This is a genomic window from Streptomyces sp. NPDC087901 (genome assembly GCF_044742205.1).
In the GTDB taxonomy this organism is placed as follows: domain Bacteria; phylum Actinomycetota; class Actinomycetes; order Streptomycetales; family Streptomycetaceae; genus Streptomyces.
Genome location: NZ_JBIUUC010000001.1, coordinates 645,341 through 663,823 on the forward strand (window position 1 = coordinate 645,341; position 18,483 = coordinate 663,823).

15 protein-coding genes are annotated in these 18,483 nt (G+C 69.3%); 11 read left to right on the forward strand and 4 right to left on the reverse strand.

Annotated elements, in window-relative coordinates:
- Positions 1-76: 76 nt before the first annotated feature.
- Together ACIOEW_RS02800 and ACIOEW_RS02805 are read right to left on the reverse strand one after the other, a co-directional pair.
- Positions 77-1,288, reverse strand: coding sequence for an alpha/beta hydrolase (locus tag ACIOEW_RS02800; protein ID WP_401960729.1), 1,212 nt, complete (start codon positions 1,286-1,288; stop codon positions 77-79).
- 216 nt (positions 1,289-1,504) lie between these two features.
- Complete coding sequence (locus ACIOEW_RS02805; protein WP_401960731.1) at positions 1,505-2,185, reverse strand: TetR family transcriptional regulator; 681 nt, start codon at positions 2,183-2,185, stop codon at positions 1,505-1,507.
- 117 nt (positions 2,186-2,302) lie between these two features.
- On the opposite strand from ACIOEW_RS02805, the gene ACIOEW_RS02810 reads away from it, so the two are divergent.
- A complete protein-coding gene (locus ACIOEW_RS02810) occupies positions 2,303-3,913 on the forward strand; it encodes an MFS transporter (RefSeq protein WP_362541125.1) in 1,611 nt (536 codons plus the stop codon).
- A gap of 177 nt (positions 3,914-4,090) precedes the next feature.
- Complete coding sequence (locus ACIOEW_RS02815) at positions 4,091-4,453, forward strand: peptidase inhibitor family I36 protein (protein WP_401960733.1); 363 nt, start codon at positions 4,091-4,093, stop codon at positions 4,451-4,453.
- A 136-nt stretch (positions 4,454-4,589) separates the two neighbouring features.
- On the opposite strand, the gene aceE is transcribed toward ACIOEW_RS02815, so the two are convergent.
- Positions 4,590-7,331 (reverse strand): pyruvate dehydrogenase (acetyl-transferring), homodimeric type, encoded by a 2,742-nt coding sequence (aceE, locus tag ACIOEW_RS02820; RefSeq protein ID WP_401960735.1) that lies wholly within the window; start codon positions 7,329-7,331, stop codon positions 4,590-4,592.
- A gap of 576 nt (positions 7,332-7,907) precedes the next feature.
- Here aceE and ACIOEW_RS02825 point away from each other — a divergent pair.
- The 6 genes from ACIOEW_RS02825 to ACIOEW_RS02850 all read left to right on the forward strand — a co-directional run bounded on the left by ACIOEW_RS02825 (position 7,908) and on the right by ACIOEW_RS02850 (position 12,516).
- Positions 7,908-8,345 (forward strand): DUF3052 domain-containing protein, encoded by a 438-nt coding sequence (locus tag ACIOEW_RS02825; protein WP_148017457.1) that lies wholly within the window; start codon positions 7,908-7,910, stop codon positions 8,343-8,345.
- A gap of 183 nt (positions 8,346-8,528) precedes the next feature.
- Positions 8,529-8,987, forward strand: a complete 459-nt coding sequence (locus ACIOEW_RS02830) for a peroxiredoxin (protein ID WP_350998881.1) — start codon at positions 8,529-8,531, stop codon at positions 8,985-8,987.
- A gap of 150 nt (positions 8,988-9,137) precedes the next feature.
- Complete coding sequence (locus tag ACIOEW_RS02835; RefSeq protein WP_219572022.1) at positions 9,138-9,713, forward strand: TerD family protein; 576 nt, start codon at positions 9,138-9,140, stop codon at positions 9,711-9,713.
- Between the two features lie 135 nt (positions 9,714-9,848).
- Entirely contained in the window at positions 9,849-10,424 is a 576-nt protein-coding gene (locus ACIOEW_RS02840; RefSeq protein ID WP_362541134.1) for a TerD family protein, read from the forward strand.
- A gap of 70 nt (positions 10,425-10,494) precedes the next feature.
- On the forward strand, positions 10,495-11,628 hold the full coding sequence (locus ACIOEW_RS02845; RefSeq protein WP_362541136.1) for a DUF475 domain-containing protein: 1,134 nt from the start codon (positions 10,495-10,497) through the stop codon (positions 11,626-11,628).
- A 153-nt stretch (positions 11,629-11,781) separates the two neighbouring features.
- Entirely contained in the window at positions 11,782-12,516 is a 735-nt protein-coding gene (locus tag ACIOEW_RS02850) for a Tellurium resistance (protein ID WP_362541138.1), read from the forward strand.
- A gap of 114 nt (positions 12,517-12,630) precedes the next feature.
- Here ACIOEW_RS02850 and ACIOEW_RS02855 read toward each other — a convergent pair whose 3' ends face one another.
- The gene (locus tag ACIOEW_RS02855) at positions 12,631-13,464 is read right to left on the reverse strand and encodes a TerD family protein (RefSeq protein ID WP_401960738.1); all 834 of its coding nucleotides are present in this window, start codon (positions 13,462-13,464) and stop codon (positions 12,631-12,633) included.
- A gap of 220 nt (positions 13,465-13,684) precedes the next feature.
- On the opposite strand from ACIOEW_RS02855, the gene ACIOEW_RS02860 reads away from it, so the two are divergent.
- From ACIOEW_RS02860 to ACIOEW_RS02870, 3 genes are read left to right on the forward strand one after another with little or no spacing between them, the layout of a single operon-like run.
- Positions 13,685-14,848: an HpcH/HpaI aldolase/citrate lyase family protein gene (locus ACIOEW_RS02860; protein WP_362541143.1), complete on the forward strand. Its 1,164-nt coding sequence runs from the start codon at positions 13,685-13,687 to the stop codon at positions 14,846-14,848.
- Positions 14,849-14,896: 48 nt separating this feature from the next.
- A complete protein-coding gene (locus ACIOEW_RS02865; protein WP_401960741.1) occupies positions 14,897-17,461 on the forward strand; it encodes a phosphoribosyltransferase in 2,565 nt (854 codons plus the stop codon).
- Complete coding sequence (locus ACIOEW_RS02870) at positions 17,458-18,291, forward strand: HAD family hydrolase (RefSeq protein ID WP_401960744.1); 834 nt, start codon at positions 17,458-17,460, stop codon at positions 18,289-18,291. Before ACIOEW_RS02865 ends, ACIOEW_RS02870 begins: the two co-directional genes overlap by 4 nt.
- Positions 18,292-18,483: the final 192 nt, after the last annotated feature.

An 18,483-nucleotide genomic window follows, 5' to 3' on the forward strand; every position in this document is an offset into this window, starting at 1 on the left:
CGGAGGTCCTCACAATTCGTGGCCGGTCGCGGATCTCTACGCGCGTCAGACCCGTTCACGCGGTCGGTTGTGCGCGTCAGAACGTCTCATGGCCGGAAATCTGGTTGTGGCAGCCGTTGCCGGCCTGGGCACAGGTCACGGAGGCGTAGGCGCCGGCACCGATCGCGGCGAAGTTGCCGAGGCTCTCGGTTCCCGGCTCGAAATAGCCGCTGTGGCCGACCGCGTCGCCCGCTGACGCGATCCGCGCACCGAAGTCCGGATCGACCGGGTCGGCCCCGTGGCCGAGGCCCCCGACCTCCAGGTTCGGCACGTCCTCGATCCAGTCGTCCCGGTCCCGCATCGCCCACACATTGGCCCGGGTGTGCAGCTGGCCGGCGTTGTCGGCCCGCATGCCGGGGCTTCCCGCGACCGCGATGTCCGTCACCCGGGCGGGCAGTTGGTCCGCGGCGACGCCGCACAGGACGGAGCCGTAGCTGTGGCAGAACAACGAGACGGGCGCGGTCCCCGGGAGCGCCCCGACAAGTGCCTCGAGCCGGACCGCCCCGCGCTCGGCGAGATTGCCCAGCGCCGCGTCCATGCCGATGCCGGCCGGTGCGGTGTAGTCGGCCCAGGCGATCACCGCGGTCCGCACGCCGGGATGCGCGGAGTGCTCGGCCGCGTACAGGGACTTGGCCATGCCGACGGGCGCGGCGTTCGTCTTGCTTCCGGTGCGTTCCAGCGTGAGCAGGTTCGTATCGACGCCCGGGACGATCACCGAGACCCGAGCGGCCCGGTCGAGGTCGCCGAACACCTCGGCGGCGTGGCCACGGCCCGACGGGTCGAACGCGAGGAAGTGCCGGCCGTCGGCGAGCATCGACCGGAAGCGGTCCGCCCGGTGCTGCGCCTCGGCGCGGCCGTCGAGGGAGAGCCTGGGGTCGTGCACCCGGGCCCGCTCGGTCGTGCGCGCCTGTTCCAACGCGATCCGGTTCGCCTGGTAGCGCAGGGTGACCGGGGCGCCGTTCAGATTCCCCACCACGAGGGGGTACTTGCGGGCCAGCCCGGCGCTCTGCGCGTCCGTCAGCGCGGCGAAGAAGTGCGCCAGCTTGTACGGAGGCGCATCCGCCGACGGGAGCGCGTGTCCCGCTATCGAACCCTTGGCCCAGGAAGCGAGTGCGACGGTGCGTGGCGCGTCGGAGTGCTGATGACGCACGGCGGTCCAGCCTGTGGTCGCCAGCATCACGAACACGACCGCGATGGCGAGAAGAGCGCGCCAGGCGGTGAGCGTGGGGGAGGAGTCGAAGGAAGTCACTTCGGCCCACATTAGGAGACGCGCGTAAGACGTCGTTAAGCGGGTGACGCACATCACCCGGCTACGGGGAAGAGAACGCCGTTTCGCTCACGCTGTGTTCGGCCTTGCGGCACGCTCCGACGCGCCCGGTGCCACCGGAGTGCCGCATCGGGGCGCCGTGGCCCGCCTGTTGTGAGGTCGGTCATGTGCCGCGCCTGAGGCGTACGGCACACCACCTCAGTTGAAGGGCGCCGTCTCGGCCGGGTGCGCACGCCAGTCCCCGGCGAGGGCCGGGCCCAGCTGGTCCAGGTAGGTCTCGGTCAGCGTCCGCAGCGAGTCCATGCTCCCGTCGCAGCCCCGCCCCCACAGCTGCCCGGTCACCCGCATCACTCCGGAGAACGCGGCGACGGCGACGCGCGGCCGCGGATCCCGTGTCATGTCCAGGCCCTCGCGCTCGGCGATGAGCCCGGCGATCTGCTCCTCCAGGGCGACGCTGCGCCGCATGTGGGCGGCGAGCAGGGAGGGGGTCGATTCGATCATCTGGTACGTCCGCATGTGGAGTTCGACCGGGATGAGGGCCTCGATGGCCTCTCCGATACTGTTCCAGGCGCACAGGACCGCGCGACGCATGGCCTCGAAAGGGGTTTCGGCGGCGGGACGTTGACGCAGTTCGAGGATGAAGCGCGACTCCACCATGTCCTGGACGGCGAAGACGACCGATTCCTTGCCCGCGAAGTAGCGGAAGAAGGTGCGCTGGGAGACCTCGACGGCGTCGGCGATCTCGTCGACGGTGGTCTCCTCGTACCCCTGGGTGGTGAAGAGGTCGAGGGCGGCACGGAGCAGGGCGTCCCGGGTGCGTTGCTTCTTGCGTTCGCGCAGCCCGGCCGGAAGGCCTGCGGCTCGCTGCCCGTCGGTCACTGAACTGGTCCCCTTTTCCCTGCTTTGTCCAGCTCAGCCTACCTGTGAGCTACGTGACAGTTACCGACTTGTGAATTGGTTTGTCAACTGTCAGCGACTGACACTAATCTCCCGCGTATGACTAGTCAGCCCACCCTAGAGAAGGCGTCGCGGGAGCCTCAGGGCCCTGCCGGCTCCGCACCTGCCAAGGGGCTGCGCGGCCACCCCTGGCTGACGCTCTTCTCCGTGGCCATCGGCGTGATGATGGTCGCGCTCGACGGCACGATCGTCGCGATCGCCAACCCCGCGATCCAGCAGGACCTCGGCGCCTCGCTCGCCGATGTCCAGTGGATAACCAACGGTTACATGCTGGCCCTCGCGGTCTCCCTGATCACCGCGGGCAAGCTCGGTGACCGGTTCGGCCACCGCCAGACCTTCCTGATCGGTGTCGTCGGCTTCGCCGCGGCATCGGCAGCCATCGGCTTCTCCGGCAGCGTCGTCCTGGTGATCACGTTCCGCGTGCTGCAGGGCCTCTTCGGTGCTCTGCTGATGCCGGCCGCGCTCGGCCTGCTGCGCGCCACCTTCCCGGCCGAGAAGCTGAACATGGCGATCGGCATCTGGGGCATGGTGATCGGCGCCTCGACCGCGGGCGGCCCGATCCTGGGCGGCGTGCTCGTCGAGCACGTCAGCTGGCAGTCCGTCTTCTTCATCAACGTGCCGGTCGGCGTGATCGCCCTCGTCATGGGCGTGCTGATCCTCAAGGACCACCGCGCCGAGAACGCGCCGCGCTCCTTCGACATCGCCGGCATCGTGCTGCTGTCGACGGCGATGTTCTGCCTGATCTGGGCGCTCATCAAGGGCGCGGAGTGGGGCTGGGGCGACGCCAAGACGGTCGGCTTCCTGGTGGCCGCCGTCGTCCTGTTCGTCGCGTTCACCCTCGTCCAGCAGCGCGTCAGGGAACCGCTGATCCCCCTGGCCATGTTCCGTTCCGTACCGCTGTCCGCGGGCACGGTGCTGATGGTGCTGATGGCCTTCGGCTTCATGGGCGGCCTGTTCTTCGTCACCTTCTATCTCCAGAACGTGCACGGTCTTAGCCCGGTCGACAGCGGTCTGCACCTCCTGCCGCTGACCGGGATGATGATCGTCGCCTCGCCGCTCGCGGGCGTCATGATCACCAAGTTCGGTCCACGGGTCCCGCTCGTCGGCGGCATGGTGTGCACCGCGATCGCGATGTTCGGCATGTCCCAGCTGACCGTCGGTACCGGCACCGTCACCATGTCGATCTGGTTCGCCCTGCTCGGCCTCGGCCTCGCACCGGTCATGGTCGGCGCCACCGAGGTCATCGTGGGCAACGCCCCGATGGAGCTCTCCGGTGTCGCCGGTGGTCTGCAGCAGGCCGCCATGCAGGTCGGCGGCAGCCTCGGTACGGCGGTGCTGGGCGCGATCATGGCCGCCGGGGTCGACTCCGAGCTTCCCGGCAACTGGAAGGAAGCGCAGCTTCCGCCCCTGTCGCCCGAGCAGCTGGACCAGGCGTCCTCGGCCATCAAGGTCGGCATGCCGCCGGTCGCCGAGGGGACCCCGCCGGACGTCGCGGGCAAGATCGTGGGCGTCGCCCATGACACGTTCGTGTCGGGCATGAGCACGGCGTTCATGGTCGCCGGCATCGTCGCGGTGATCGCCGCACTGGTCGCCACCCTGACCAAGCGCGGAGAGAACGCCGAGGCGGGCGCGGGCGCCGGTCACATCTGACCTGACCCGCCCCGGCGCCTCATGGCGTCAACACAGCGCGTACAACAGCCCCGCCGGAACGTTCCGGCGGGGCTGTCGCCTATCAGGGTGGTCCCGCCCCCGGGCCTCTTCCCGAGCCGCTGCCGCGCGGCTCAGGGTGGATGCGGAAGATCCACATCTGCACGGGGGTTGATTCACATGCGTACGACCGTTGTCGCGGCCGCCCTGGCCGCCATCGCGCTCCTCCCACAGGCCCCGGCCCAGGCCGCACCCGGCCGGCCCGGGGACTGCGGAAGCGGCCAGCTCTGTCTCTGGGCGAAACCCGACTTCACCGGCGCCCGGCAGGTCCACGAGCTCTCCACCATCGACATCGAGAGCTGTGTACCGCTGAAGGCGGGTGCCACCGTTCAGGCCCTGGTCAACCGCACGGGCCGCCCCGTCACCACCTACCAGTCGGCGGAGTGCGACGAGACCGGCGAGTTCGAGACCTACCCGGGCGGCGGCACCTGGGTCCCGCGCACCCCGTACCAGGTGCGTGCCTTCAAGATCTGGGAGAACTGACCCACAGGCAGCCCGTGAAGACGGGCACGCGGCCCGGGCCGACCGGCCCGCGGCCCGGGAGAACCGGCCCGCACACAGCACCGCGGGGCGGCCGGACCCCTTGGGGTCCCGCCGCCCCGCGTCGTGCGTTCCGTCCCTACGCGTCGCCGCCCGCGGCACCGGGATCGGCCGAGGCCACGTCGAGCAGCTCGTAACGGTCGACCGCCGTCTTCAGCGCCGAACGGTCGATCCGGCCCTCCTTCGCGAGCTCCGTGAGCACCGCGAGGACGATCGACTGCGCGTCGATGTGGAAGAACCGCCGGGCCGCCCCGCGCGTGTCCGCGAAGCCGAAGCCGTCCGCACCCAGCGACTGGTACGCACCGGGCACCCAGCGCGAGATCTGGTCCGGCACGGACCGCATCCAGTCCGAGACGGCCACGAACGGCCCCTGCGCACCGGACAGCTTGCGCGTCACATACGGGACGCGCTGCTCCTCCTCCGGGTGCAGCAGGTTGTACCGCTCCACGTCCACGGCCTCGCGCCGCAGCTCGTTCCAGGAGGTCGTCGACCAGACGTCCGCCTTCACGTTCCACTCGTCGGCGAGGATGCGCTGCGCCTCGACCGCCCACGGGACCGCCACACCGGACGCCATGATCTGGGCCGGGATCTCGCCCTTCTCGCCGCTGCTGTAGCGGTAGACGCCCTTCAGGATGCCCTCGACGTCCACATCGGCGGGCTCGGCCGGGTGGCGGATCGGCTCGTTGTAGACGGTGAGGTAGTAGAAGACGTCCTCGTTCTCGTCGGGGGTCCCGCCGTACATCCTGCGCAACCCGTCCTGGACGATGTGCGCGATCTCGAACCCGAACGCCGGGTCGTACGCGACACAGGCGGGGTTGGTCGAGGCCAGCAGCTGCGAGTGGCCGTCCGCGTGCTGGAGGCCCTCGCCCGTCAGCGTCGTACGGCCGGCGGTCGCACCGAGCACGAAGCCGCGCGCGAGCTGGTCCGCCATCTGCCAGAACTGGTCACCCGTGCGCTGGAAACCGAACATCGAGTAGAAGACGTACACCGGGATCAGCGGCTCGCCGTGCGTGGCGTACGCCGAACCCGCGGCGATCAGCGAGGCCGTGCAGCCCGCCTCGGAGATGCCGTCGTGCAGCATCTGCCCCGTCGGCGACTCCTTGTACGCGAGGAGCAGATCGCGGTCCACCGACTCGTACTGCTGCCCGAGCGGGTTGTAGATCTTCGCGCTCGGGAAGAACGCGTCCATACCGAAGGTGCGGTACTCGTCGGGCGCGATCAGCACGAAACGCTTGCCGATCTCCTTGTCCCGCATGAGGTCCTTCAGGATGCGGACGAACGCCATGGTGGTGGCGATCGACTGCTGACCCGAACCCTTCTTCGCGGTCGCGTACGTCTTGTCCTCGGGCAGGACCAGCGGCTTCGCCCGCACCACACGCGTCGGGACGTAGCCGCCCAGACCCTTGCGGCGGTCGTGCATGTACTGGATCTCTTCCGAGTCGCGGCCCGGGTGGTAGTACGGCGGGTTGCCGTCCTCCAGCTGCGCGTCCGCGATCGGGATGTGCAGCCGGTCCCGGAAACGCTTGAGGTCCTCGGCGGTGAGCTTCTTCATCTGGTGGGTCGCGTTGCGGCCCTCGAAGTTCGGCCCCAGCGTCCAGCCCTTGACCGTCTGCGCCAGGATCACCGTCGGCTGGCCCTTGTGGGCCTTGGCCGCCGCGTACGCCGCGTAGACCTTCTTGTGGTCGTGACCGCCGCGCCCGAGGTGCAGGATCTGCTGGTCGGTCATGCCCTTGACCATGTCCCGCAGCCGCGGGTCGTCACCGAAGAAGTGATCACGGATGTACGCACCCGTCTCGGTGGCGTACGTCTGGAACTGGCCGTCCGGCGTGGTGTTCAGCTTGTTGACCAGGATGCCCGTGCGGTCCTGCGCCAGCAGCGGGTCCCAGGAACGGTCCCAGACCAGCTTGATGACGTTCCAGCCGGCGCCCCGGAACTGCGACTCCAGCTCCTGGATGACCTTGCCGTTGCCGCGCACCGGGCCGTCGAGGCGCTGCAGGTTGCAGTTGACGACGAAGGTCAGGTTGTCCAGGCCCTCACGGGCGGCGATGGAGAGCTGGCCGAGCGACTCCGGCTCGTCCATCTCGCCGTCGCCGAGATACGCCCAGACGTGCGAGGCGGAGGTGTCGGCGATGCCGCGCGCCTCCATGTAGCGGTTCATCCGCGCCTGGTAGATCGCACCGAGCGGGCCGAGGCCCATCGACACGGTCGGGAACTCCCAGAAGTCCGGCATCAGCCGCGGGTGCGGGTAGCTGGACAGGCCGTTCGGAGCCTTCGACTTCTCCTGGCGGAAGGCGTCGAGCTGCGTCTCACTCAGCCGGTCCAGCAGGAAGGCGCGGGCGTAGATCCCGGGGGAGGCATGCCCCTGGAAGAAGATCTGGTCGCCGCCCAGCCCGTCGTCCTTGCCGCGGAAGAAGTGGTTGAAGCCCACGTCGTACAGCGAGGCGGAGGAGGCGAACGTGGCGATGTGGCCGCCCACACCGATCCCCGGACGCTGCGCACGCGAGACCATCACGGCCGCGTTCCAGCGGGTCGCGTTGAGGACCTTGCGTTCGATCTCCTCGTCGCCGGGGAAGAACGGCTCGTCCTTGGTGGCGATCGTGTTCACGTAGTCCGTGCTGCGCATCTCCGGCACGGCGACACGCTTCTCGCGCGCGCGCTCGATGAGCCGGAGCATGAGGTAGCGGGCCCGCTCACGGCCTCGCTCGTCGACGGCGGCGTCGAGGGAGTCGAGCCATTCCTGGGTCTCTTCGGGATCGAAATCCGGGACCTGACTCGGAAGGCCGCCAATGATGATCGGGTTGCGATCGGATCCGGAAGCCACGCTGTTCCTTCGCTGTTCGGTGCTGCTCTACGGGGCCTGGGCACGGGAGTCGTCCCCCCCGGTGTGTCTGCGCGTACGCCATCCCATCGTGTACCGCGAGGACGCAAACGTCATCTCTACCGAGAGGTAACCGCCGACTTTCCCGACTCCGTGTCCCGGACGGGCGCACGGGACACGCCGAAGCGGGTATCCGGCCGGGCAGGAGGTCCCCGGCGCGAGGCATCGGGCCATGAGGCACGGGGCACGAGGCATCGGGCAGGATGGGCCGGGCGGGATGGGTCGGGCCAAACCGCAACCATACGCCCAAGGCGGCCAAGCGTTCCCAAACGCTGTTCGACTCCGATTGCCGGACCGAAACCGCATAAGCTGTTCAAGGACGTAAAGGGTGTGGACGGCAGCGCCGGCTCCCGCAGAGGGTCCGCCGACAGTGCGGTGACGTGGCAGGGAACGTCACCGTTTAGGCGGTCTCGTACGCTGGGTACTTGCGCGATCCGCCGCTCCCGTGTGGACTACGGCCAACGCCCCGCGCACGCGCGTGGCTGAAGCATTTTCCGAAACATGATCAGGAGGCAACCCGTGAGCGCGACCGCGGACCACGCGGAGGAGCGGACCAACCCGGCAGCACGCCTGGGGTTCGAGCCCGGACAGGTGGTCCAGGAGATCGGCTACGACGACGACGTCGAGCTGGAGCTCCGTGAGGGCATTGAGGCCACTACCGGCCAGGATCTCGTCGATGAGGAGTACGACGACGTCGCAGACGTCGTCCTGCTCTGGTTCCGCGACGAGGACGGCGACCTTACGGACGCGCTGGTGGATGCCATTGGTCTGCTCGAGGACGGCGGTACGGTCTGGCTGATGACGCCGAAGACCGGCCGTGACGGATACGTCGAGCCGAGCGACATCAACGAGGCTGCCCAGACAGCCGGTCTCGCCCAGACCAAGAGCATCAGTGCGGGCAAGGACTGGACGGGCAGCCGTCTGGTCACGCCGAAGGCGGCCAAGGCCAAGCGCTGAACCGCACTCGCCCCTGAAGGCCCCCGACGGCATCGCGCCGTCCGGGGCCTTCGTACATTCCCCCGCTACCCCGCACGTCCGCAGGAACCTTCCACGGGTGCTGCACGGCCGCTCCGCGCCTCTGCGTAGGGTGGGAGTCACCCGGACAGCCCAGCCCGGCGACGTAGCGAAGGGACGCGTTTCATGGCGATCGAGGTCGGCACCCAGGCCCCGGATTTCGAGCTGAAGGACAACCACGGCCGGACCGTGAAGCTCTCCGACTTCCGCGGCGAGAAGAACGTGGTGCTGCTGTTCTACCCGTTCGCCTTCACCGGCGTCTGCACGGGTGAGCTCTGCGCGCTGCGCGACGAGCTGCCCACGTTCGAGAACGACGACACGCAGCTGATCGCCGTCTCCAACGACTCCATCCACACCCTGCGCGTCTTCGCCGAGCAGGAAGGCCTGGAGTACCCGCTCGTCTCGGACTTCTGGCCGCACGGCGAGACCTCGCGTGCGTACGGCGTCTTCGATGAGGACAAGGGCTGCGCGGTGCGCGGGACCTTCATCATCGACAAGGAGGGCGTGGTGCGCTGGACGGTCGTCAACGGCCTGCCCGACGCACGCGACCTCAACGAGTACGTCAAGGCGCTCGGCGCGCTCTGACCCGAGATCCGGTGGATCTCTCGGCGACCCCCGGCCAAAAGCCTGTTTTGGCCGGGAACCGGTCACTAGGATCCAGTCGTTGATCGGATGCCAACACGACGTGGAGGCGCCGGCACCGGCCGGCCCCCAAAGAAACCAATGGGAGGACTCGTGGGAGTCAGCCTCAGCAAGGGCGGCAACGTCTCGCTGACCAAGGCCGCGCCCAACCTGACCGCGGTCATCGTGGGTCTGGGCTGGGACGCTCGTACCACCACCGGCGGAGACTTCGACCTCGACGCCAGCGCGCTGCTGACGAACGCCGAGGGCAAGGTCGGCAACGACGGCAACTTCGTCTTCTTCAACAACCTCAAGAGCCCCGACGGTTCCGTCGAGCACACCGGTGACAACCTCACCGGTGAGGGCGAGGGCGACGACGAGGTCATCAAGGTGAACCTGGCCGGTGTCCCGGCAGACGTCGACAAGATCGTCTTCCCGGTCTCGATCTACGAGGCGGAGTCCCGCCAGCAGAGCTTCGGCCAGGTCCGCAACGCGTACATCCGCGTGGTCAACCAGGCCGACAACACCGAGCTCGCGCGCTACGACCTCAGCGAGGACGCCTCGACGGAGACCGCCATGGTCTTCGGCGAGCTGTACCGCAACGGTGCGGAGTGGAAGTTCCGTGCCATCGGTCAGGGCTACGCCTCGGGTCTGCGCGGCATCGCGCAGGACTTCGGCGTCAACGTCTAGCCGGCAGTCCGGGGCGCGCGTCCCGGACCGCACCAGCACGTCCCGTCCGGCGCCGCACCCTGTGCGGCGCCGGACGCGCTCGGCAGACTGATTCACCGGTTCGTCACCGGTTCATCGACTCGGGGAGGACACACCATGGGCGTCACGCTCGCCAAGGGAGGCAATGTCTCCCTCTCCAAGGCCGCACCCAATCTCACCCAGGTGCTCATCGGGCTCGGCTGGGACGCACGATCCACGACGGGGGCGGATTTCGACCTCGACGCCAGCGCACTGCTGTGCCAGTCGGGCCGGGTGCTCGGCGACGAATGGTTCGTGTTCTACAACAACCTCACGAGCCCCGACGGCTCCGTCGAGCACACCGGTGACAATCTCACGGGTGAGGGCGAAGGGGACGACGAGTCGGTCATCGTGAACCTCAACGAGGTACCGGGCCACTGCGACAAGATCGTCTTTCCGGTCTCCATTCACGAGGCCGACAATCGCGGACAGACGTTCGGCCAGGTCAGCAACGCGTTCATCCGAGTGGTCAACCAGGCCGACGGCCAGGAACTCGCGCGTTACGACCTCAGCGAGGACGCCTCCACGGAGACCGCGATGATCTTCGGTGAGCTCTACCGGTACAACGGCGAGTGGAAGTTCCGTGCAGTGGGACAGGGGTACGCGTCGGGACTGCGAGGCATCGCTCTAGACTTCGGGGTCAACGTTTCGTAAAGCCGCGCACGGCGCGGGGGAGCCCCGTGCACGTCGGGGGAGACCCGTTACACACATGATGGGGTAGCCAGTGCTTCTGAAAACCTTCGGCTGGTCGCTCGCGATTACCGCGATCGGCCTGGTCGCAGCGTGGTTCTACGGGGGGTGGGAAGCCTTCGGAGTGGTGGCGATCCTTTCCATCCTGGAGATCTCGCTGTCCTTCGACAACGCGGTGATCAACGCCGGAATCCTGAAGAAGATGAGTGCCTTCTGGCAGAAGATCTTCCTCACGATCGGTGTGCTCATCGCGGTCTTCGGTATGCGGCTGGTGTTCCCCGTCGTGATCGTGGCCGTCACCGCCAACCTGGGACCGATCGAGGCTGTCGATCTTTCCTTCAACGATCCGGACCGCTACAAGGAACTGGTCACCGACGCCCACCCGGCGATCGCGGCTTTCGGCGGCATGTTCCTGCTCATGATCTTCCTCGACTTCATCTTCGAGGATCGTGACATCCAGTGGCTCCGCTGGATCGAGCGCCCGCTCGCCAAGCTCGGCAAGGTCGACATGCTGTCGGTCTGCATCGCGTTGATCGTCCTGCTGATCTCGGCACTGACGTTCGCCGGCTCGGCTCATCAGCACGGCGGCGGACACGCGGACAAGGCCGAGACGGTCCTGCTCGCCGGTGTCGCCGGTCTGATCACGTACCTCATCGTCGGCGGTCTCTCCGGGTACTTCGAGAACAAGCTCGAAGAGGAGGAGGAACGCGAACACGAGCAGGAGGAAGAGGCCAAGCGGACCGGCAAGAAGATCTCCGCGGTCGCTCTCTCCGGCAAGGCCGCGTTCTTCATGTTCCTCTACCTGGAAGTGCTCGACGCGTCCTTCTCGTTCGACGGCGTCATCGGCGCCTTCGCGATCACCAACGAGATCGTGCTGATGGCCCTGGGCCTCGGTATCGGCGCCATGTACGTCCGTTCGCTCACGGTCTACCTGGTCCGCCAGGGCACCCTGGACGACTACGTCTACCTGGAGCACGGCGCGCACTACGCGATCGGCGCCCTTGCGGTCATCCTGCTCGTCACGATTCAGTACGAGATCCACGAGCTCATCACCGGTTCCGTCGGCGTCATCCTGATCGGCTGGTCCTTCTGGTCCTCGGTCCGGCGCAACAAGGCGATCGCGGCCGATGGAGGCGAAGGCAGCACGGAAGTCTCCGCCGGGGTGTGACCCGGTAGCGAATGAGGAACGCTCTCTGCGGGGCGGCTCGTACGGCAACGGTTCCGGGGAACACCCGGAACCGGCCCGGAGCCGCCCCGCAGCGGTGCGTGCGTCGCACGTGCCGCGTGCGACAGGTGAGGCCGACATGTGTGGGGGTTGGGGATGGCGTTCTGGAACAGCCTGTGGCCGGGGCGGGAATCACAGTTCGAGTCGGGCAGTGCGGCAACCAACTCCATCGTGCTCTCCCGGCGGCACGCCACGGTCTCGCTGACCAAGCAGGGCGCGCTGACCGGCAATCTCCGGGTCAATCTCTCCTGGCAGATGCGCACGTCCGACATCGAGGGCCGGTCCCGGCAGAACGGCCGGCTGCTGCGGCCGCTGAAGCTCTTCCAGCCGGATGTGGTCCAGGCGCACACCCAGGGCGTGGCCAACGTCGACCTGGACCTGGGCTGCATGTACGAGCTGACGGACGGTACCAAGGGCGTGGTGCAGCCGCTCGGCAATCTGCTCGGTGATCTGAACGCGCCGCCGTACATCAAGCTCAGCGGGGACGACCGTTTCGGGTCGGCGTCCGGGGAGACCGTGTACGTCAACCTCGACCAGCGCGAACAGATCAAGCGGATGCTGTTCTTCGTCTACATCTACGACCAGACCCCGGCCTTCGAGCGTACGCACGCGAAGGTGACGCTCTACCCGGGCAACGGGCCGCGCATCGAGATCGAGTTGGAGGAGCGGGCCCCGCAGGCACGCTCGTGTGCCGTGTTCACGCTGGAGAACGTCAAGGGCGAGCTGATCGTGCGGCGCGAGGTGAAGTTCGTGTACGGCTTCCAGTCGGAACTGGACCGGCTGTACGGATACGGCATGCAGTGGGGGCGCGGCTACAAGACGCGTGCGTGAGTCGCCTTGTCCGGATCACGCGAAGGCTCCAGGGCCTCTCGTTCGGATCCGCACGAAAGGCTCCAGGGCCTCTTGTCCGGATCAGGCGGGTTCGCGGGGCGGATCACGTCCGGATCAGGGCCGTATGAACTGCGGCCCCTGCGGTGGCAGGGCGAAATTCGGGTCGGGCGCGTGCGCTGCCGCCGCCGCAGGCTGCGGGTAGCCGTAGGCGGGCTGTGCGGCGGCCGGCTGAGGGTAGCCGTAGGCGGGCTGCGGGGCAGGTGCGGCGGGGGCCGCAGTGGGCTGCGGATAGCCGTAGGCGGGCTGCTGGTGCTGGACCGTGGTCTGCGCGTCGGGGCCGACTGCCGGTGCGGGCGGGAACGCGGGGGCGGGCGGCGGCGTCGGGCCGGGCTCGGCAGCGGCCTCCGTCTCGTCCACCGAGATGCCGAAGGCGGTCGCGAGACCGATGAGACCGGTCGGATATCCCTGTCCCACGGCCCGGAATTTCCAGCCATCGCCGCGCCGGTACAGCTCGCCGCAGATGATCGCGGTTTCCTCGCCCGTATCCGGCCGCACGTCGAAGACGGCGAGCGGCTCCCCGCCCGCCGCCGCGGCGTCGTAGAGCAGGACGCGGAGATCGTGCACGTGCTCGAAGGGGGCCCCGTCGGAGGACGCGGCGATGACGACCTGGTCGACCGAGGGGTCGAGCGCGTTCAGGTCGGCCTCGATGGTGTCCGTCAGGCCCTCGGGCAGGCTTCGCTTCGGCAGCCGTCGTACCAGGCCGGAGGGGTGGCGGGGCTGGTTGTAGAAGACGAAGTCCTCGTCGGAGCGCACGCGGCCGCCGGAGCCGAGCAGCAGGGCCGAGGCGTCCACATCGGGTACCCCGGCGCCCGGGGTCCAGCGCAGCACGGCCCGTACAGCCATGGCATCGAGTGGGACGTTCGAGCCTTTCACCATCGCGTGCGTCATGCCCGTCATCCTGCCTGCTGGCCGGCCGTGCAGACAACGCGGGGGTCGCAGCCGTGTCTCGCGAGAATGTCGGAACGATCGCCTCCGCACCCTTGGGAACCATCGCTAAATGGACGAGTTACCCGGAATTCATGTGGGCAGGGAACTGCCGACACCCACCCGTACGTACTATTACCGGCCACACGTTGTCCGACCGGCCAGGTAGTACGGGGGGAATCACATGCGTCATTTCGGGCATATCGCGCCTGCCGTGAGGGGCGATCTGTTCTTCCGGGAACCGTGCGCCTTCGACGCCGGGTCGCCGGCTCCGGTCCTCGCGGCCGCCCTGGGCGCCACGCTCTACAGCCCGGCCACCCGGCCCAGGCTCGCCGACGACGTCCTCAAGCAGGCCCGTCGCGGAGTCGTCTCCATGGTGCTGTGCCTGGAGGATTCGATCGATGACTCCGAGGTGCCGGCCGCCGAGGAGAACCTGGTCAGGCAATTCGCCGACCTCGCGGCGCGCGGCGGCGAACCGCCACTGCTGTTCATCCGCGTCCGCGAACCGCACCAGATCACCGACCTCGTGCGCCGGCTCGGCGAATCCGTCCGATTGTTGTCCGGTTTCGTACTTCCCAAGTTCACGCAAGAGCGTGGCATCTCGTTCATGGAAGCGCTCACCAAGGCCGAGTCCGCGTGCGGCCGACGGCTCTTCGCCATGCCCGTGCTCGAATCCCCCGAGCTGCTGCACCTGGAGACCCGCCATGAGGTCCTCCAGAAGATCGCCCGCACCGTCGACACCTACCGTGACCGGGTGCTTGCCCTGCGCCTCGGCGTCACCGACTTCTGCTCGGCATACGGACTGCGCCGGGCGCCCGACATGACGGCCTACGACGTCCGGATCGTCGCCGACGTCATCGCCGACGTGGTCAACGTGCTGGGCCGGGCGGACGGGACGGGCTTCACCATCACCGGCCCCGTCTGGGAGTACTTCAGGCTTCAGGAGCGCATGTTCAAGCCACAGCTGCGCCGCAGCCCCTTCCTGGAGGGCAGCGCGGAGGAGCTTCGTACGGCCCTGATCGAGCACGACCTGGACGGACTGCTGCGGGAGATCGAGCTCGACCGGGCCAACGGCCTGCTCGGCAAGACCTGCATCCACCCGTCGCACGTCGCACCCGTGCATGCGCTGTCCGTGGTCAGTCACGAGGAGTTCAGTGACGCGCAGGACATCCTGCGGCCGGAGCGCGACGGTGGCGGGGTGCTGCGCTCGTCGTACACGAACAAGATGAACGAAGTGAAGCCCCACCGCGCCTGGGCCGAACGCACGCTGCGGCGGGCCGAGGTCTTCGGCGTGGCGAAGGAGGACGTCGGCTTCGTGGACCTGCTGGCGGCGAGCGTCGCGGAATAGCGGTGTGCCCGCGCGCGCAGGCGCGTGATGCTTGAGGGACGGGTCCGCATGGGCGGGCGTGTGACAGGCCAACGGAAAGAGACAGCGAACGTGGTGTGGTCGGGTAGCTGGGTCGCGGAGCGGCTGGGCGTCGAGCTGGTGGGCGACGGGGAGCTCCGCGAGCTGCTGGGCCTCGCCCTGCGGCGCAACCCCAAACGGGCACATCTGCTCGTGTCCAACGTGCTCGGCAAGCATGTACCGCAGCGCCCCTCGGTGGTGTACGGCGCCGGGGTCGAGCTCGGCCGCCGGGTGCGCGAGCTGCTCGGCGAGGACGGGGCGCGCCGCGCGGTCGTGCTCGGTTACGCGGAGACGGCCACCGGCCTCGGCCACGCCGTCGCCGACGGGCTCGGATCGGCGCCCTACCTCCACTCGACGCGACGCCCCGTCGAGGGCGTGGCGCGGGCGGGCGGCTTCGAGGAGTCGCACTCGCACGCCACCTCGCACCTGCTGCTTCCGGAGGACCCGGACCTGCTGGCAGCCGAACGGGGCGGTGAGGCGGGCGCGACCCTCGTCCTCGTCGACGACGAGTTCTCCACCGGCAACACCGTTCTCAACACCATCCGCGCCCTGCACGAGCGGTACCCGCGCAAGCGGTACGTCATCGTGGCCCTGGTCGACATGCGCTCGCCGGCCGACCAGGGGCGGCTCGCCGAGTTCGCCGAGGAGATCGGCGCCCGCGTCGACCTGGTGGCAAGGAACACGGGCACGGTCCGCCTTCCGGAAGGTGTTCTGGAGAAGGGGCAGGCCCTGGTCGCCGAGCAGGAGGCGGCTCAGGAGGCGGCGCAGCCCCGCGTGGGGCGGCCCGGGGGAAAGCCCGAGCCGCTGCGCACCCTTCCCCGTGCCCACACCCGGATCGACCTCCAGTGGCCCGCCGGAGTGCCCGACGGCGGCCGGCACGGCTTCACCCCCGCACACCGCGCACTCCTGGAAACCGCCCTCCCCGCCATGGCGGACCGCATCGCGCAGGCGCTGGGCGAGCACCCCCGCCGCGTCCTGGTCCTCGGCTTCGAGGAGCTGATGTACGCGCCCCTGCGCCTGGGCACCGCCCTGGAGGAGCGCACGGGAGCCGAGGTCCGCTACTCGACCACGACCCGCTCCCCGGTCCTCGCCGTGGACGACCCGGGCTATGCGATACGCACCCGGCTGGTCTTCCCGGCCCACGACGACCCGGCCGACGGCCCGGGCGAGCGCTACGCGTACAACGTCGCGGGCGGCGGCTTCGACGCCGTGGTCCTCGTCGTCGACTCCACCGCCGACACCCACGCGCTGCACGGCCCGCACGGCCTGATGCAGCAGCTCACCCCGCATGCCGCCCATGTCCTGCTGGCGGTCGTCCCCTCGTACGTACCGCCCGGGGCATCCGCCGACGAGCCGGCCCCGTCGTACGCCCCCCAACGGCAGGAAGAGTCCGCCATGCTGCCCGAGCCCCTCCGCGGCCCCGCCTTCTCCTCCTACGCACCGGACGAGGTCGGCTGGCTGCTCCAGGACCTCTCGGACACCGAACTGGAGGCGCCCACCGAGGAGCGCGAGGAGGCGATACAGAGCGGCGGCGCGCACTACGCCGAGTCGCTGCCCGTCGAGTACCAGCCCTCCGAGCAGTACCAGGACCTGTTCAAGGCGGCTCTGGACCTGTCGGCCGCCCGCATCGCCCGCGCTGTCGGCACGGTCACCGAGACGGTCCTCGCCGAGCGCGGCCCCCGCCCCGTGCTCGTCTCGCTGGCCCGGGCCGGCACCCCCGTCGGCGTACTGATGCGCCGCTGGGCCCGCCTCCGGCACGGCATCGACCTGGCGCACTACGCCGTCTCGATCGTGCGCGGCCGCGGCATCGACGCCAACGCCCTGCGCTGGCTTGCCGCCCACCACAACCCGGCCGACGTCGTCTTCGTCGACGGCTGGACCGGCAAGGGCGCCATCACCCGCGAACTGGCCGCGGCGATCGCGGAGTTCGAGGAGTCCGACGGGACCGAGGGCTTCAACCCGGAGATCGCGGTCCTGGCCGACCCGGGCGGCTGCGTCCGCACGTACGGCACCCGCGAGGACTTCCTGATCCCCTCCGCCTGCCTCAACTCCACCGTGTCCGGGCTGATCTCCCGTACGGTCCTGCGCTCCGACCTCGTCGGACCCGATGACTTCCACGGCGCGAAGTTCTACCGGGAGCTCGCCGGGTCCGATGTCTCCGGCCACTTCCTCGACACCGTCACCGACCGGTTCGGCGAGGTCACCGACGCCGTGGACGCCGAGGTCAAGGAGCTGCTCACCGCCGACCGGGCCCCGACCTGGGAGGGCTGGGCCGCGGTGGAACGCATCAGCGAGGAGTACGGCATCCACGACGTGAACCTCGTCAAGCCGGGTGTCGGCGAGACGACCCGCGTCCTGCTGCGCCGCGTCCCGTGGAAGATCCTCGCCAAGCGCGGCGCCGGCGCCGACCTGGAACACATCAGGCTGCTGGCGCAGCAGCGTGGCGTGCCGGTCGAAGAGGTCGACGAACTCCCGTACACCTGCGTCGGATTGATCCACCCCAAGTACACGCGCGGGGCGACCGGCGCGGACGGCCGGGCGGTGGAGTCCAAGTGACCTCGCCCGTGACGCTGGTCGCCAGCGACCTCGACCGCACCCTCATCTACTCCGCCGCGGCCCTCCAGCTCCCGATGCCGGACGCCGAGGCCCCCCGTCTGCTCTGCGTCGAGGTGTACGACAGGAAGCCCCTGTCGTACGTCACGGAGACGGCGGCCGCGCTGCTCGCCGAGCTGACCCGCTCCCCGGCCACGGTCTTCGTGCCGACCACCACCCGTACCCGCGAGCAGTACCACCGCATCCATCTCCCGGGCCCCGCGGCAGAGTTCGCGATCTGCGCCAACGGCGGACACATCCTGGTCAACGGCGAGTCCGACCAGGGCTGGCAGCGGACCGTGGCCGGCCGGCTGGCCGAGGAATGCGCCTCGCTCGCCGAGGTCCGCGCCCACCTCGTCTCCGCGGCCGACCCCGCCTGGCTGCTCAAGGAAAGGGTCGCCGAGGACCTCTTCGCCTACCTCGTCGTCGAGCGGTCCCTGCTGCCGGCCGACTGGACGAAGGAACTCGCCGCATGGGCGGAGCCGCGCGGCTGGACCGTCTCACTGCAGGGCCGCAAGATCTACGTCGTACCGCGTCCGCTCACCAAGAGCGCGGCGATGCGCGAGGTCGCCCGCTGCACCGGCGCCACGCTCACCCTGGCCGCCGGTGACTCCCTCCTCGACGCCGACCTGCTGCTCGCCGCTGACCGGGGCTGGCGCCCCGGCCACGGCGAACTGGCCGACGCCGGCTGGAGCGCCCCGCACGTGACGGCGACCGCCGAGAGCGGTGTGGCCGCGGGCGAGGAGATCCTGCGACGCTTCCTGGAGGCGTCGGGCTTGCGCCGGGCGGCCTGAGCGGAGGGCCTGCGGGGGCGTAGCGCTGAGTCGAGGGCCGGCGGGTGCCGCTGAGCCGAGGGCCTGCGGGGGCGCAGGGCCGAGTCGAGGGCCGGTCGGTGCGTACCGCTGAGTCGAGGCCCGTCGGCGCATGCCGCTGACAGGCGCTCGACGCGCCGCCGAATTCGCTCGAACCGGCCCCGCCCGCGGCTA